Source organism: Streptomyces flavalbus, assembly GCF_042674625.1.
GTDB classification, from domain to species: domain Bacteria; phylum Actinomycetota; class Actinomycetes; order Streptomycetales; family Streptomycetaceae; genus Streptomyces; species Streptomyces flavalbus.
In genome coordinates this window covers 6367662-6382267 of sequence record NZ_JBHTEB010000001.1, presented here as the reverse complement: position 1 = coordinate 6382267, position 14606 = coordinate 6367662, and the positions used below count along the sequence as shown (strand labels likewise).

13 protein-coding genes, 1 pseudogene and 1 riboswitch are annotated in these 14606 nt (G+C 74.9%); of the genes and pseudogenes, 9 read left to right on the top strand and 5 right to left on the bottom strand.

What is annotated here, in order from left to right; translation table 11 throughout:
* The first annotated feature begins 31 nt into the window (after positions 1-31).
* From ACFQZ6_RS28575 to ACFQZ6_RS28555, 5 genes are all read left to right on the top strand, one after another.
* Positions 32-1192 (top strand): magnesium and cobalt transport protein CorA, encoded by a 1161-nt coding sequence (locus ACFQZ6_RS28575; RefSeq protein WP_381614528.1) that lies wholly within the window; start codon positions 32-34, stop codon positions 1190-1192.
* Between the two features lie 143 nt (positions 1193-1335).
* Positions 1336-1520: riboswitch (cobalamin riboswitch) on the top strand.
* 30 nt (positions 1521-1550) lie between these two features.
* On the top strand, positions 1551-2261 hold the full coding sequence (locus ACFQZ6_RS28570; protein ID WP_381614525.1) for an energy-coupling factor ABC transporter permease: 711 nt from the start codon (positions 1551-1553) through the stop codon (positions 2259-2261).
* Positions 2258-2626, top strand: a complete 369-nt coding sequence (locus ACFQZ6_RS28565; protein WP_381614522.1) for an energy-coupling factor ABC transporter substrate-binding protein — start codon at positions 2258-2260, stop codon at positions 2624-2626. Before ACFQZ6_RS28570 ends, ACFQZ6_RS28565 begins: the two co-directional genes overlap by 4 nt.
* A gap of 6 nt (positions 2627-2632) precedes the next feature.
* Complete coding sequence (gene cbiQ / locus ACFQZ6_RS28560) at positions 2633-3382, top strand: cobalt ECF transporter T component CbiQ (RefSeq protein WP_381614519.1); 750 nt, start codon at positions 2633-2635, stop codon at positions 3380-3382.
* Complete coding sequence (locus ACFQZ6_RS28555; protein WP_381614516.1) at positions 3379-4230, top strand: energy-coupling factor ABC transporter ATP-binding protein; 852 nt, start codon at positions 3379-3381, stop codon at positions 4228-4230. The genes cbiQ and ACFQZ6_RS28555 overlap by 4 nt, the downstream gene beginning before the upstream one ends.
* 50 nt (positions 4231-4280) lie before the next feature.
* Here the strand turns inward: ACFQZ6_RS28555 and ACFQZ6_RS28550 are convergent, their stop codons facing one another.
* Entirely contained in the window at positions 4281-5132 is an 852-nt protein-coding gene (locus ACFQZ6_RS28550) for an RICIN domain-containing protein (RefSeq protein WP_381614513.1), read from the bottom strand.
* Between the two features lie 264 nt (positions 5133-5396).
* On the opposite strand from ACFQZ6_RS28550, the gene ACFQZ6_RS28545 reads away from it, so the two are divergent.
* Positions 5397-5960 (top strand): hypothetical protein, encoded by a 564-nt coding sequence (locus tag ACFQZ6_RS28545; protein ID WP_381614510.1) that lies wholly within the window; start codon positions 5397-5399, stop codon positions 5958-5960.
* 17 nt (positions 5961-5977) lie between these two features.
* Here the strand turns inward: ACFQZ6_RS28545 and ACFQZ6_RS28540 are convergent, their stop codons facing one another.
* Complete coding sequence (locus ACFQZ6_RS28540) at positions 5978-8410, bottom strand: SpoIIE family protein phosphatase (protein WP_381614507.1); 2433 nt, start codon at positions 8408-8410, stop codon at positions 5978-5980.
* 191 nt (positions 8411-8601) lie between these two features.
* Between ACFQZ6_RS28540 and ACFQZ6_RS28535 the strand changes: the two genes are divergently transcribed.
* The gene (locus tag ACFQZ6_RS28535; protein WP_381614504.1) at positions 8602-10686 is read left to right on the top strand and encodes a SpoIIE family protein phosphatase; all 2085 of its coding nucleotides are present in this window, start codon (positions 8602-8604) and stop codon (positions 10684-10686) included.
* A 2-nt stretch (positions 10687-10688) separates the two neighbouring features.
* Here ACFQZ6_RS28535 and ACFQZ6_RS28530 read toward each other — a convergent pair whose 3' ends face one another.
* Positions 10689-11555 carry an SDR family oxidoreductase gene (locus ACFQZ6_RS28530; RefSeq protein ID WP_381618709.1) on the bottom strand — a complete coding sequence of 289 codons (867 nt, stop codon included), beginning with the start codon at positions 11553-11555 and terminating at the stop codon, positions 10689-10691.
* Between the two features lie 121 nt (positions 11556-11676).
* A pseudogene (locus tag ACFQZ6_RS28525) lies at positions 11677-12110 on the bottom strand (PaaI family thioesterase).
* A 118-nt stretch (positions 12111-12228) separates the two neighbouring features.
* On the opposite strand from ACFQZ6_RS28525, the gene ACFQZ6_RS28520 reads away from it, so the two are divergent.
* Positions 12229-12651, top strand: coding sequence for a MarR family winged helix-turn-helix transcriptional regulator (locus ACFQZ6_RS28520; protein ID WP_381614501.1), 423 nt, complete (start codon positions 12229-12231; stop codon positions 12649-12651).
* Positions 12652-12693: 42 nt separating this feature from the next.
* Positions 12694-13623 carry a polysaccharide pyruvyl transferase family protein gene (locus tag ACFQZ6_RS28515; RefSeq protein WP_381614498.1) on the top strand — a complete coding sequence of 310 codons (930 nt, stop codon included), beginning with the start codon at positions 12694-12696 and terminating at the stop codon, positions 13621-13623.
* A 68-nt stretch (positions 13624-13691) separates the two neighbouring features.
* Here ACFQZ6_RS28515 and ACFQZ6_RS28510 read toward each other — a convergent pair whose 3' ends face one another.
* Positions 13692-14588: a glycosyltransferase family 2 protein gene (locus ACFQZ6_RS28510; RefSeq protein WP_381614495.1), complete on the bottom strand. Its 897-nt coding sequence runs from the start codon at positions 14586-14588 to the stop codon at positions 13692-13694.
* Positions 14589-14606 lie beyond the last annotated feature (18 nt).

The following is a 14606-nucleotide window of genomic DNA, read 5'->3' as shown; positions in this document are numbered from 1 at the left end:
GACGCCGTACCCCCACCGGAAGGCAGCCGTGATGTCCGAGCGACGTGACCGTCCCGGCGCGAGGAGCGCCCTGAAGCCGGTCTGGCGGCGGTCGCGGCCCGCGGAGCGGCCCCCGCGGCAGACTCCCCCGGCGCCCCCCGAGGCGGCGCCCGAGCCGTCGCCGCCGGAGCCGGTCAGCGTCGTGGAGTCCGCCCTGTACCGGGACGGCGTCCGCGTCTCCTCCCCCGGCACCCTCGCGGAGACCTACCGTGAGCTGCGCGAGCACCCCTCCGGCATGGCGTGGATCGGGCTCGCCCGCCCCACCGACGCGGAACTGCTGTCGCTGGCCGCCGAGTTCGACCTGCACCCGCTCGCGGTGGAGGACGCGATGGAGGCCCACCAGCGGCCGAAGCTGGAGCGCTACGGCGACACCCTCTTCGTCGTGCTGCGCGCCGCCCGCTACCTCGACGCACCCGAGGAGGTCGACTTCGGTGAGCTGCACGTCTTCGTCGGCCCGGACTTCGTGATCACGGTGCGGCACGGCGGCGCCCCCGACCTGTCCGCCGTACGCCACCGCATGGAGGACAGCCGGGAGTTGCTGCGCCTCGGTCCCGAGGCGGTGCTGTACGCCATCCTGGACGCGGTGGTCGACGGGTACGCGCCGGTCGTCGAGGGCGTGCAGAACGACATCGACGAGATCGAGACCGAGGTCTTCCGCGGCGATCCGGAGGTCTCCCGCCGCATCTACGAACTCTCCCGGGAGATGGTGGAGTTCCAGCGCTCCACCCGCCCCCTGGTCGGCATGTTGCACGGCCTGATGGCGGGCTTCGCGAAGTACGGCACCGACGAGGAACTCCAGCGCTACCTGCGCGACGTCGCCGACCACGTCACCCACACCAGCGAACGCGTCGACGGCTTCCGCCAGGCCCTGACCGACATCCTCACCGTCAACGCCACGCTGGTGACCCAGCAGCAGAACGCGGAGATGCGGGCGCTGGCGGAGGCGGGCTTCGCGCAGAACGAGGAGCTGAAGAAGATCTCGGCCTGGGCGGCGATCCTCTTCGCACCGACCCTGGTCGGCACGATCTACGGCATGAACTTCGACCACATGCCCGAACTCCACTGGCTGTTCGGCTACCCCTTCGCCATCGCCCTGATGGGGCTGGTCTGCGTCAGCCTGTACGTGGTGTTCAAGCGACGCGGCTGGCTGTAGGCGCCCGGCCAGTCCCGCCCACCACCGCTCCCGGGCCCCGAGTGTGAGACAGGGCACCCCGGGGCGTCCGAGTGCGCCGGTGTGCGGGTGTGCGCCCGTATTCGCGCCCCTGATGCCCGCTTGTCACCACCCCCGGGGGCCGATTACTGTCACCACGCCTTGGTGAACGGGAAATCCGGTGTGATGCCGGTGCGGCCCTCGCCACTGTGATCGGGAAGTCCGGCTCCAGCCCCTAGGGGCGGCCACTGGGTCCTTCGGGACCCGGGAAGGCGGAGCACGGGCGGTGGTACCCGTCAGCCAGGAGACCGGCCAAGGCGCGTCAACCATCCACGAGGTGCTGGAGAGGGTCTGCTGAGCCATGCACATAGCCGAGGGTTTCCTCCCTCCGGCGCACGCGATCGCCTGGGGTGTCGCGTCCGCGCCGTTCGTCGTCCACGGAGTCCGGTCACTCACCCGTGAGGTCAGGGAGCACCCCGAGAGCACCCTGCTCCTCGGGGCGTCCGGCGCCTTCACCTTCGTCCTGTCCGCGCTGAAGCTGCCGTCCGTGACCGGCAGTTGCTCGCACCCCACCGGCACCGGTCTGGGCGCCATCCTGTTCCGGCCGCCGGTGATGGCGGTGCTCGGCACCATCACGCTGCTGTTCCAGGCGCTGCTGCTGGCGCACGGCGGGCTGACCACGCTCGGCGCCAACGTCTTCTCCATGGCGATCGTCGGCCCGTGGGCCGGGTACGGCGCCTACCGGCTGCTGCGCCGCTTCGACGTACCGCTGATGGCCGCCGTCTTCGGCGGCGCGTTCGTCGCCGACCTGTCCACGTACTGCGTCACCAGCGTCCAGCTCGCGCTGGCCTTCCCCGACCCGAGCAGCGGGTTCCTCGGCGCGCTCGGCAAGTTCGGCTCCATCTTCGCCGTCACGCAGATCCCGCTGGCGGTGAGCGAGGGCCTGCTGACGGTGCTGGTGATGCGGCTGCTGGTGCAGTCCAGCAAGGGCGAGCTGACCCGGCTCGGGGTGCTCGTCACCGGGGCGCGGGGGCGGCGGGCGGCGTCGGAGGCGGAGGCGGTGACCCGATGAGCCGGAACGCGAAGATCAACCTCGTACTCCTCGCGCTGGTCGCCGCGCTCGCCGTGCTGCCGCTGGCGCTCGGCCTCGGCGACCACAAGGACGAGCCGTTCACCGGCTCCGACGGGCAGGCGGAGACGGCGATCACCGAGCAGCACCCGGACTACGAGCCCTGGTTCTCACCGCTGTACGAACCGCCGTCCGGGGAGATCGAGTCCGGTCTGTTCTCCCTCCAGGCGGCGCTCGGCGCGGGCTTCCTCGCCTACTACTTCGGGCTGCGAAGGGGCAGGCGCCAGGGCGAGGAACGGGCGCGGGCCGCCCAGACCGCCGGACAGACCGCCGGGCAGCCCACCGATCCCGCCACCGGACAGGACTGAGCGCCGGTGCTGCCGATCGACGCGGCGGCGCACAGCAGCCGCTGGCGCCGCCGCCACCCCGTGGACAAGGCCGTGCTGGGACTCGGTCTGACCGTGCTCGCGATCTCCCTGCCGCCCTGGCCGGGCGCCGCCCTGGTACTGCTGACCGCGCTGACGCTGCTGCTCGGCCCGGCCGGGGTGCCGGGCCGCAGGCTGTGGCGGGCCTACAAGGTGCCGCTGGGCTTCTGCGTGACCGGCGCCGCCACCCTGCTCGTCCAGGTCGGCGGCCCGGACGGCTTCGTGTCCCTCGCCGCCGACGGCCCGGCCCGCGCCGGGGAGTTGCTGCTGCGGACGTCGGCCGCGTCCCTGGGCGTGCTGCTGTTCGCGTTCACCACGCCGATGTCGGACCTGCTGCCGCGCCTGGTGCGCGCCGGGGTGCCCGCGCCCGTCGTCGACGTCGCGCTGGTGACGTACCGGATGAGCTTCCTGCTGCTGGACTCGGTGCGGCGGATCCGCGCCGCGCAGGCCGCCCGGCTCGGCCACACCACCCGCGCGGCGACCTGGCGGTCCCTGGCCGGGCTCGGCGCGACCGCGTTCGTGCGGGCCTTCGACCGGGCGCAGCGCCTCCAGGCCGGACTCGCCGGACGCGGCTACGACGGCTCCCTGCGGGTGCTGCTGCCGGAGGCCCGCGTCTCCGCGCGGTTCACCGGCGCGAGCCTCGCCCTGCTCGCGGCGGTCGCCGCCCTCACCCTCGTACTCGAAAGGCCGCTGACATGAGCGAGCCCGCCCTGGTCGCCCTGCGGGGCGCGTCCTTCGCCTACGAGGACGGGCCCACCGTCCTCAGCGGCCTCGACTTCGCCATCCACGAGGGGCGCGCGCTCGCCCTCCTGGGCCGCAACGGCAGCGGCAAGACCACCCTGATGCGGCTGCTGAGCGGTGGACTGCGCCCCCGCGAGGGCCGGTTGACCCTGGAGGGGCGGCCGGTCGGCTACGACCGCAAGGGGCTCACCCGGCTGCGGACGACCGTGCAGCTCGTGGTGCAGGACCCGGACGACCAGTTGTTCGCGGCGTCCGTCTCCCAGGACGTGTCCTTCGGGCCGCTCAACCTGGGGCTGCCCGACGCCGAGGTGCGCGCCCGGGTCGACGAGGCGCTCGCCGCGCTGGACATCACCGCGCTGGCCGACCGGCCCACCCATCTGCTCTCCTACGGCCAGCGCAAGCGGACCGCGATCGCGGGCGCGGTCGCGATGCGGCCCAGGGTGCTCATCCTGGACGAGCCCACCGCGGGCCTCGACCCGGACGGCCAGGAACGGCTGCTGGCCACGCTCGCCGGGCTGCGGGCCACGGGGACGACGGTGGTGATGGCCACCCATGACGTGGACCTGGCGTTGCGCTGGGCCGACGACGCGGCCCTGCTGACCCCGTCCGGCGCCCACACCGGCCCGACAGCGGAGATGCTGGCCCGCACCGACCTGCTCGGACAGGCCGGGCTGCGGCTGCCGTGGGGCGTCCCGGCGGCCCGGCTGCTGCGCGCGAACGGCCTGCTGGCGGAGGACGCCGCCGGGCCGCGCACGGCGGAGGACCTGGCGGCGTTCGCGGGGGCGGTGGCACCGCCGCACGGGTGAGGGACGGCGGCCCGGCCCAGCGGGGGCCGGGGCTCAGAGGCGGGGCGGGCTCAGCCCCACTTCTGACGGTCCGTGCGGTCGCAGGGCAGGGCGCGCAGCCCGGCGGCGGCGTCGGCGAGGCAGTGGTGGGTGACGGCGTTGCGGATCTCGACGGAGTGGTCCCGCAGCGAGGTCACGACCCACCGCTGGGCGGGGTCCTCGCCGCAGTCGGCGGGGCGCGGCCCGTGGTCGCCGTGGTCGAGGCAGGCGCCGGTGGCGTGGTTGCGGAGCCGGACGGTGCCGTCGTCCGCGGTGGCCGCCGTCCACCGCTGGTAGTTGAGGGCGTTGCAGGGGTAGGTGCGCAGACCGTTGTCCAGGCTGTCGTCCAGACAGGCGCCGGTGGCGCGGTTGACGAACATCCGGCCCGCGTCGGGCGACGACTGCCCGCCGCCGCGGGCGGGGTCGGCGGCCGGGGCGGCGTCGCGGGCGGCGGGCAGCAGCAGCGCGGTGAGCGCGCCGCCCAGCAGCGCACCGGCGACGGCTCCGGCGGCGGCGTACCGCCAGCGGTGGCGCGGGCGGAGGCCGGGACCGTGGGCGGAACCGGGGTCGGGGCCGGGACCGGAGCCGGACCCGGGGTCGGCGGTGGGTGCGGGCGGGGGCGCGGCGGCCTGGCTGCGGTTGGCCGCCTCCCACAGGGCCCGGTACTCCGCGGGGTCCGCCTTCAGGGCGACGCAGAGGTCGCGGACCGTGGACCAGGGCGGCACCGTGCTGCCGCGGAAGTAGCGCGACAGGGACGAGTCGCTGATGCGCACCTCGTCCTCCAGCGCGCGCAGGGTGCGGCCCGAACGCTGCTGGAGCGCGCGCAGGGCGCCGCCCAGGGCGCGTGCCGGGTCGCCGTCCGGGGAGACCTTGCCGACGGGCATTCCGAGTCCTCCGCGCCGGGCCGCCCGGGTGTCCCCGGTGGCCGTCCGATGTCCCGGGACGTTCGCGTCCCCGCAGGTCAGCACCTTAGAGATCCCGACATCAGGGAAGCAAACGGGACAAGCTTGCGAAGGGTGACGGGCCCTCACAGACTCGGGTCACCGCGCTCCCCGGAACCGTCCGGGCACCGCGTTCCCCAGACGCCGTCACGCCGTCGCGCCGTCGCGCCGTGCGCACCGCGTCCGCCGACCGAACAGGAGCACACCATGCACCGCGCTTCCGCACGCCGACGCCCGCTTCCCGCCGTCGTCGCCCTCTGCGCGTCCGCCCTGCTGCTCGCCGCGGGCACCACTCCCACCCTGGCCGCCGAACCGGAGCCGTCCGGGTTCCAGGCCGTCCAGGTCGACAAGGCGGACGGGACGCCGACCGGCGGCGTCATCCCGTGCGACTGGGGCGTCAAGGCCCACTGGACGGAGGGGAACCCGGCCGACCTGACGTACGCGGCCAGCTTCTGGTGCCCGCCGGTGCCGGACGGCCCGGAGCTGGCGGGCTTCGTGGAGGCGTCGCTGTGGGGGGCGGACGGCGAGGTGATGCAGATCGCCCCGAGGGCGGACGTCGTGCCGTACGACCCGTCGGAGACGGTCAGCGAGTCGACCGTGACGGTGCACCGGCCGAGCACCCAGCTCGTCCGGCACACGTCCTGGGTGCAGATGCTGTCGGTGGACCCGACCAAGGTCTGGGTCTGGGCGGCGCTGCCCGAGGGGTGCGACGGGACGGGCTCGCCGATCGCGTCCTGCAAGATCGACAGTGATCTGTTCACCGTGGAGTAGCGGGGCACGCGGTCCGCTCAGGCGATCTCCTGCTCGGCCCAGATGATCTTGCCCTGGGGGGTGTAGCGGGCGCCCCAGCGGTGGGCCAACTGGGCCACCAGGAACAGGCCGCGTCCGCCCTCGTCGGTGCTGCGGGCGTGCCGCAGCCGGGGGGCGGTGCTGCTGGCGTCGGAGACCTCGCAGGTCAGCCGGGCGTCGCGGAGCAGCCGTAGCCGGATGGGGGGTTCGGCGTAGCGGACGGCGTTGGTGACCAGCTCGCTCACGATGAGTTCCGTGGTCAGGGCCAGCTCCCAGAAGCCCCACTCCTCCACCTGGCGGGTGGCGCGGGCCCGGACGTCCGCGACGGCGGCCGGGTCGGCGGGCACGTCCCAGGAGACGACGTGGTCGGGGCCGAGGGCGCGGGTGCGGGTGAGCAGCAGGGCGATGTCGTCGGCCTGCGGCACGGGGACCAGCCGCCGTACGACCGAGGTGCACAGGGCGCGCAGGTCGGGCTCGGGCTGGGCGAGGATCTCACCGAGGCGGTCCATGCCGCGTGCCACGTCGTGGTCGGCGCCCTCGATCAGGCCGTCCGTGTAGAGGCCGAGCAGGCTGTTCTCGGGCAGTTCGATCTCCATCGCCTCGAAGGCCATGCCGCCCAGACCGAGCGGGGGTCCGGCCGGGGGTTCGGGGAAGGAGACCGCGCCGTCGGGGGTGACGACGACGGGCGGCGGGTGTCCGGCGCGGGCCATCGTGCAGCGCCGGGTGACCGGGTCGTAGACGGCGTACAGGCAGGTCGCGCCCACGAGGGGGGTGCCGATGTCGTCGCGGGGCTCCTCCTCGCCGAGGCGCAGGACGAGGTCGTCGAGGTGGGCCAGCAGGTCGTCCGGCGGCATCTCCATGTCCGCGAGGGTCTGGACGGCGGTGCGCAGCCGCCCCATGGTCGCCGCGGCGGCGAGCCCGTGTCCGACGACGTCCCCGACGACCAGGCCGACCCGGCCGCCGGACAGCGGGATGACGTCGAACCAGTCGCCGCCGACGCCGCCCGGCGCGTCCGCGGGCAGGTAGGACGAGGCGACCTCCAGGGCGGTGCCGCCGGTCAGGGCGTGCGGGAGGAGGCTGCGCTGGAGGGTGACGGCGGCGGTGTGCTCGCGGGTGTAGCGGCGGGCGTTGTCGACGCAGAGCGCCGCCCGCGCCACCAGCTCGCGGGCGAGCAGCACGTCGTCGGGCTGGAAGGGGACGGGGTTGAGGGAGCGCATGAAGGTGGTGAGGCCGAGTGCGGTGTTGCGGGCCCGCATCGGCACGGAGATCAGCGAGTGGATGCCGTACTCGCGGATGTTCGCGAGGCGTTCGGGCTCCTGGGCGAGCCACAGCTCGTCGGCGGGGTCGAGGACGGGGATGTGGATCGCCTCGCCGCTGATCAACAGGTGCAGGTCGTGCGGCGGGGGCAGGAAGTCCACGCGTTCCCCGACGCCCGCGACGGCCTCCGGGGCGCCCTCGCGCACCGACTTCAGCGCGGCGCGCCGCATCACCGGCCGGACGTGCGCGGGGCCCGCGTCGGTGAGCCAGGTGCCGTGGCCGCCGGTGTCGAGGACGGTCTCCAGCAGGTCGACGATGACGAGGTCAGCGAACCGGGGCACGGCGAAGTCGGCCAGTTCCTGGGCGGTGCGCAGCACGTCGAGGGTCCGGCCGATGCTGGTCCCGGCCTCGTTGACGAGGGCCAGCAACTGGCGGGCGTTCCACCGCTCGGTGACGTCCAGGACCATGTAGCAGACGCCGGTGACGTCGTCGGCGGCGTCCACCAGGGGGAAGAAGGACGTGGAGTAGGCGTGCCGCCGGTGCGGGTCGGCCCAGCTCCAGCCGACGTACTCGTAGTCGGTGACCGGGATGCCGGTCACCAGGACCTTGCGCATCAGGCCCTCGATGGTCTCCGCCTGGAGGCCGGGCAGGAGTTCGCTGAGGCGGCGGCCGAGGCGCTGCTCGCGCGGGATGCCGCCGAACTTCTCCAGGGTGTCGTTGAGCCAGACGTACCGCAGGTCAAGGTCCATCACCGCCATGCCGACCGGTGAGCGGGTGAGGAACCCGTCCAGCACGGACTGGCCGACGGCCCAGCGCTGGCGCGGCTGCCGGGCGGAGAGCAGGAAGGACTCGGTGCCGCCGATCCGGAAGGCGGCGGAGACCCGCAGGTCGGCGTCGACGCGGTGGCCGTCGCCGTGCAGCAGCGGGACCTGGCCGCTCCAGCCCATCCCGGCCCGGCACCGCTCGGCGATCCACGCCACCCGCGCCGGGTCGCCCGGCCCGGCCAGCAGCCGTGCGGCCGACCGTCCGACGACCTCCCCCGCGGCCCGTCCCAGCAGCTCCTCGGCCGCCCGCGTCCAGCCCGTCACCACACCGGCGCCCGTCACGACGGCCACCGCGTCGGTGGACGCGTCGAACCGCCCGGGGTCGGCGGGTTCCGGGTCCACGGGGTTCATGGCTGGGTCCCCTCTCGCACAGCACCATGTTCCTGCTACTACGCCCGATCCGCATGGCTCGCGCGGTTCGAGCCCTTGGTGCGGCTTGCGGTGGCTTGCGGGGCGAAGACGGAGGGGCGGGAGGAGCATGGAAGGGGCGGTGGTCGGAACCCGGGGGGCGTGGGACGCCGACCGGTGGAGGAGGTGCTGCCATGACAGCGGGATCCTTCCGGCCCGCGGACGGCGAGGACGGCGGGTTCGGCGCGGAGCCGCCCCGGCCGACCGGTCTGCTGGACGTGCTGAGCGTGGCCGCGGTGGTCCTCGACTCCGACGGCCGGATCGTGTTCTGGACCCCGCAGGCCGGGGAGCTGTTCGGGTACCGCGCGGACGAGGCGCTGGGCAAGTACGCGGCGCGGCTGTTCATCCACCCCGAGCACCTCCAGGCGGTGATGAGCCTGTTCGCGGAGGTGCTGGAGACCGGCCGGAGCTGGGCCGGGGCGTTCCCGGTCCGGCACAAGGACGGCTCCACCCGGCTCACGGAGTTCCGCAACATGCGGCTGACGGACGACGTCGGTGACGTCTACGCCCTCGGCATCGCCGCCGACCACGCCCTGCTGGAACGCGTCGAGACCGACCTCGCGCTGTGCGAGCGGCTGATCAACCAGTCCCCCATCGGGCTCGCCCTGATGGACCCCGAGCTGCGCTACCGCCTGGTCAACCCGGCGCTGGAGCGGATCGACGGCATCCCCGCCGAGGACCACATCGGCCGCCACCTGCGGGAGACCCCGGCGCTGCCCGACGTGGACACGGTGGAGTCGGCGCTGCGCCAGGTGCTCACCACCGGGACGCCGCTGCTCGACCAGTACCACGTGGGCCGCCCGCCCGCCGACCCCGACCAGGAGCACGCCTGGTCACTGTCGTTCTACCGGCTTGAGGACCCCGGCGGCCGGGTGCTGGGCGCGGCCACCTCGGTCGTCGACGTCACCGAGCGGCACCGCGCCGCGGGCGAGGCCGACCGGGCCCGGCGCCGCCTGGCGCTGATCGCCGACGCCTCCGCGAAGGTCGGCACCAGCCTGGAGGTCGACCAGACCGCCCGTGAGCTGGCCGACATCGCCACCGCCGAACTCGCGGACGTGGCCGCCGTGGACATCCTGGACGCCGCGCTGGCCTGCCGCCGGGCCCGCAAACCGGACAACGGCCCGGAGTTGTTCCGGGCGCTGGCCCTGAAGGCGGCGCACCCCACGGTCGCGCTGAACGCGGCCGACGCGCCGGGCGACCTGGCCGCGTACGACGGGGACCGCCTGGTCACGCTGTGCGTGCACACCGCGCGCCCGGTGCTGGTGGCGCGCGTCGGCCGCCACGACCTGCCGCGGATCGCGCGGGACGCCGAGGCGAGCGCGCTGCTGGCCCGCGCGGGCGTGCACTCCTACCTGGCGGTGCCGCTGATCGCGCACGGCGAGGTGCTCGGCGTCCTGGACCTCAAACGCACCCGCAACCCGGTCCCGTTCGACCAGGACGACGTGCTGCTCGCCTGTGAGCTGGCCGGGCGGGCGGCGGTGGCCATCGACAACGCCCGCTGGTTCCAGAGCGTGCGCAACACCTCGCTCACCCTCCAGCGCAGCCTGCTGCCCGACCACCCGCCGCACCACCCGGGCCTGGAGCTGGCCTCCCGCTACCAGCCCGCCCAGGCCACCAGCGAGGTCGGCGGCGACTGGTACGACGTGATCCCGCTGGCCGACGACAAGACCGTCCTTGTCGTCGGGGACGTGATGGGCAACGGCATCGACGCCGCCGCCACCATGGGCCGCCTGCGGACCGCGACCTGTGCCTACGCCGACCTGGACCTGGAGCCCGGGGAGGTGCTCCAGCACCTCGACAAGATCACCTGCGATCTGGAGCACTACATCGTCACCTGCGTCTACGCCGTCTACGACCCCGCCACCGGCGCCTGCCGGATCGCCAACGCCGGTCACATGCCGCCCGCGCTGGTCCGCCGCGGCGAAGCGCCCGCGCTGCTCGACCTGCCCGCCGGGGCCCCGCTCGGCGTCGGCGGCGTCGCCTTCGGGACCACCACCGTCGACCTCGGCCCCGGCGACCTGCTGGTCCTCTACACCGACGGCCTGGTGGAGACCCGGCACCACCCCATCGACGACCGCCTCGACGTCCTCCTCGGCTTCCTCACCGAACCCCACGGCTCCCTGGAGGAGACCTGCGACCTGCTCCTGCACGGCCTGCGCCACCCCGACGACCACGACGACGTGGCCCTACTCGTCGCCCGCGCCCAGGGACCCCCGTAGCCTCACGGGGTCCGGGCGTCCGCGTGCCCGCCCGCGCCCAGCCTGCCGGTCGGCAGGAACGGCTCGCGCGCCGACAGCCGCGGCAGCTCCCGCCGGGACACCCGCAGCACCACCGGCGGCAGCGCGGCCCGCGCCGCCTGGCCGAGGCGTAGCCAGCCGGGGACGTACACGGCGGTGCGGCGGCGCTCCACGGTACGGACGAGCCGGTCGGCCACGTCGTCCGCGGAGTGCAGCCGCCGGGCCGGTCCCATGTGCCGCCGCAGCTCCCGCAGTACGGGGTGGCGGTCGGCGTCGCGCACCATGTCGGTGTCGGTCCAGCCCAGGTAGGCGATGCCGACGGCGACGCCCTGCGGGGCGACCTCGGCGCGCAGGGCGTGCGCGAACGCCTCCACGCCCGACTTGGAGGCGCAGTAGGCGCTCATCAGCGGCGCGGCGCCGAACGCGGCCATCGAGGCGACCTGGAGGAGGTAGCCCTTGGTGTGCTCCAGGTCGGCCAGGAAGGCGCGGGCGGTGAACGCGCTGCCGGTGAGGTTGACGTCGATCACCCGGCGCCACAGGTCCAGGTCGGCGAGGGCGAACGGGCCGCCCTCCGCGATGCCCGCGTTGGCGACGACGACCGACGGCGTGCCCAGCTCGGCGCGCACCCGGCGCGCGGCGCGGTGCAGCGCCGGGGCGTCGGTGATGTCGAGTTCCACCGTGATGGCCGGGGTGGGCAGGGTCGCGGCCACGGCGTCCAACTGCCGACGCTCGTGGCCGAGCAGGGCGACCCGGGCGCCGCGGTGGGCGGCGGCACGGGCGACGGCGGCGCCGACCCCGCGCGCCGCGCCGGTCACGACGACCGTACGGCCCCGCAGCGCACTGGTGGTCACGGTCTCGGGAACTGCCACGGCGGCACCTCTTCCCCGGCTCTCGCCGGTTCGCTCCGGTCGCTACAGACCCTTCCCGTTCCACGGCGTGCCCGGATGCGGTACGCCCGGACGGCCCCGTCCCTCAGTCGTCGGCCGGGGGCAGCACCGCGACGGAGCCCTGCGCCACCGCGCACAGGGTCTCGGTGCCGTCGGCGGCCACGGAGGTCAGGTCGCAGCGGCTGACCACCCGGGTGCGGCCCGCGCGGACGACGCGGCCGTGGGCGCGCAGCAGGACGCCGTCGGCGGGCCTGAGGAAGTCGACGGAGTACCCGGCGGTGATCAGCCGGTCCCGGCGACCGTGCCCGCGGCGAAGGTGAGGGTGTTGTCGGCGGCGTAGCCGAGGACGCCGCCGTGCAGGAAGCCGTTCTGCTGGCGCAGCGCGTCCCGGACGTCCAGCTCCAGCACCGCCTCACCGTCGCCGAAGGCGACGAGCCGGGCGCCGAGCAGTTCGCTGAACGGCTGGGCGGCCAGCACCTTCTGGGCGGACGCCAGGTCGTCGAGGGCGTGCACAGTCATCGCTTCTCACTTCCCGCGGAGAGTCAGGACCATGGTCACTTCAGAGGTGACTTCACTGGTGAACTGAGCTTCGTGAGGGACCTTCCCGCGCGAACCCGGCGTCTGTCAACATCGACCCATGTCCGACGACCAGCGTCTGTACTTCCTGCTCCAGCGGGCGGCGCACCAGTTGCGCACCGGTGTGGACCGGCGCTGCCTGGCCGCCGCCGGGGTCACCACCGCCCAGCTCGGCGCGCTGTTCGCCGTACGCGACGAGCCCGGGATCACCCAGCAGGGGCTGGCCCGGGTGCTGGGGCTGCGGGAGTCGGCGGTGACGGGGCTGGTCGGGCGGCTCACCCGGGCCGGGCTGGTGGCCCGGCGCCCGCACCCGAGCGAGCACCGGGCCGTCGTCCTGGAGCTGACCGACGAGGGGGCCGCCGCGCTGACCGCCGTACAGCCGGAGATCGACCGCTTCAACGGGGAGCTGCGGGAACTGCTCGGCGACGGCGGCTTCGAGCGGACCGCCGCGGCGCTGCACCGGCTGGCGTACTGGGAGCCGTGACGGGGGTTGCGGACGGCGCGGGTGGGGCACCCGGTCGGCACTGTGAGTACGCGTGAGACCCGGGTCCTGGTGGTCGGGTGGTTCAGCTTCCGCGACGGGGAGGCCACCGCCGGGGACGTGCTGGCGCTGCGCCGGGTGGAGGACGTGCTGCGCGGGGCGCGCACCAGGTACGACGTCGTGTGGAGCCCCGGCTTCCGGGCGGGGGCGCTGCACCTGGACGAGGTGCGCCCCGAGGACTACTCCCATCTGGTGTTCGTGTGCGGGCCGCTGCACGGGCCGCAGGTCGAGGCGTTGCACCGGCGGTTCGCGCACTGTGTGCGGATCGCGGTCGGCACGTCCGTCGTCGACCCGGGCAGCCCGGCGGTGGCCGGGTTCCACCGGGTGCTGGCGCGGGACGCCCCCGCCGTCCCGCCCGTGGAGGACCTGTCGGCCCGCGCGCCCGCCGTGCCGGTACGGCCCGTCGTCGGGGTGGTCCTCACCCACGGCCAGCACGAGTACGGCCCCCAGCGGCGGCACGACGAGGTGGCCCGCACGGTGACGCGCTGGCTCGGGGAGCGGGACTGCGCGCGCCTGGAGCTGGACACCCGGCTCGACACCCACGACTGGCGCCTGAGCGCGACCCCGGGCCAACTGCTGTCCGTGCTGGCCCGCCTCGACCTGGTCGTCACCGACCGGCTGCACGGGCTGGTGCTGGCGCTGCGCGCCGGGACCCCGGCGCTGGTCGTCGACCCGGTCGCGGGCGGCGCCAAGGTGTCGGCCCAGGCCCGCGCCTGCGGCTGGCCCGCGCTGATCGCCGCCGAACGGCTGGACGCCCGCCTGCTGGAGCGCTGGTGGCAGTGGTGCCTGACCTCCGGCCGGGTGGCCGCCCGCCAGGTGCGCGCCGAGTTCCTGGAAGGGGCGCTGCCGGACAGCGCGGACGGGCTGCTGGCCGCGCTGGAGGAACCGCTGGCGGCGGGGCGTTCGCGCGCCTGAGGGCACGCGACGTGGCTCCGCTGGCCGGGCCGTGCGTATCTCAGCCTCCGCGGGCCGGTCCCGTGCGTTCAGCCGACGTAGCGGCGGGCCGTGGAGACGCGCTGGGCGTGTTCGAGGGTGCGCAGTCGGGACTCGACGTCGGCGGGGAGGACCCGGCGTTCGCGGAGCACCCACGGCAGTGCGGCGGCGGCCTCGGCGAAGCCGCGCAGGGACGTGGTGTCGCGGGGGACCGTGCGGGCCAGGTGCCAGGTGCGGCGCAGCGCGGGCCCGGCCGGGCGGCGCAGCCAGGTGAACCACAGGGTGTTGCGGATGCCGTGCGCCCGCCGCACCGTGGAGTCCCGCAGCGCCGACGGCTGGTGGTGGGCGGTCAGGTGGTCGGCGTACGTCAGCCACCAGCCGTTCGCCGCGAGGTCGGCGGCGAGCAGCTCCTCCTCGCCGCCCAGCCACAGCCGGGGGTGGAAGCCGCCCGCGGTGCGGAAGGCGTCGGCGCGCAGCACGGTCGCGGCGGCGAGGAAGGACCCGAGCGCCGGGCCGGGCAGCCAGGACGGGCCGGGCACGGGCGAGTCGCGCAGTTCCGCCACGATCGGGTCGTCGGTGCCGTCCGGTTCGACGACGATCCGGGCGGTGACCGTGGCGAGCGCCGGGTACCGGTCGAGCAGGTCGGCGGCGCCGGACAGCGCGCCGGGCGACCACCAGGAGTCGTCGTCGCAGAACGCCACGTAGGGCGTGCGGACCTGGCGGACGGCGGCGTTGCGGCCGACCGCGCCGAGGTTGCTGGCGGCGCGCAGCAGCCGCACCCGCGGGTGGTGGCGGCGTACGGCGTCCGCGGTGCCGTCGGTGGAGGCGTTGTCGGTGACGAACACCTCGGGTCGCTCGGGGAGTTCCGCGAGCCGGTCGAGGGTGCGCAGGAGTTCGGCGCGCCGGTTGTGGGTGATGATGACGACGCTGGTGCGCGGGTCGGTCATGGGCTCGTCTCCTCCGGC

What these genes read in the sequence shown, in the direction of transcription:
- ACFQZ6_RS28575 (WP_381614528.1), top strand. Translation starts at nt 32, where the DNA reads ATGTCCGAGCGACGTGACCGTCCCGGCGCGAGGAGCGCCCTGAAGCCG.
- ACFQZ6_RS28570 (WP_381614525.1), top strand. Translation starts at nt 1,551, where the DNA reads ATGCACATAGCCGAGGGTTTCCTCCCTCCGGCGCACGCGATCGCCTGG.
- ACFQZ6_RS28565 (WP_381614522.1), top strand. Translation starts at nt 2,258, where the DNA reads ATGAGCCGGAACGCGAAGATCAACCTCGTACTCCTCGCGCTGGTCGCC.
- ACFQZ6_RS28555 (WP_381614516.1), top strand. Translation starts at nt 3,379, where the DNA reads ATGAGCGAGCCCGCCCTGGTCGCCCTGCGGGGCGCGTCCTTCGCCTAC.
- ACFQZ6_RS28550 (WP_381614513.1), bottom strand. Translation starts at nt 5,132, where the DNA reads ATGCCCGTCGGCAAGGTCTCCCCGGACGGCGACCCGGCACGCGCCCTG.
- ACFQZ6_RS28545 (WP_381614510.1), top strand. Translation starts at nt 5,397, where the DNA reads ATGCACCGCGCTTCCGCACGCCGACGCCCGCTTCCCGCCGTCGTCGCC.
- ACFQZ6_RS28540 (WP_381614507.1), bottom strand. Translation starts at nt 8,410, where the DNA reads ATGAACCCCGTGGACCCGGAACCCGCCGACCCCGGGCGGTTCGACGCG.
- ACFQZ6_RS28535 (WP_381614504.1), top strand. Translation starts at nt 8,602, where the DNA reads ATGACAGCGGGATCCTTCCGGCCCGCGGACGGCGAGGACGGCGGGTTC.
- ACFQZ6_RS28520 (WP_381614501.1), top strand. Translation starts at nt 12,229, where the DNA reads ATGTCCGACGACCAGCGTCTGTACTTCCTGCTCCAGCGGGCGGCGCAC.
- ACFQZ6_RS28510 (WP_381614495.1), bottom strand. Translation starts at nt 14,588, where the DNA reads ATGACCGACCCGCGCACCAGCGTCGTCATCATCACCCACAACCGGCGC.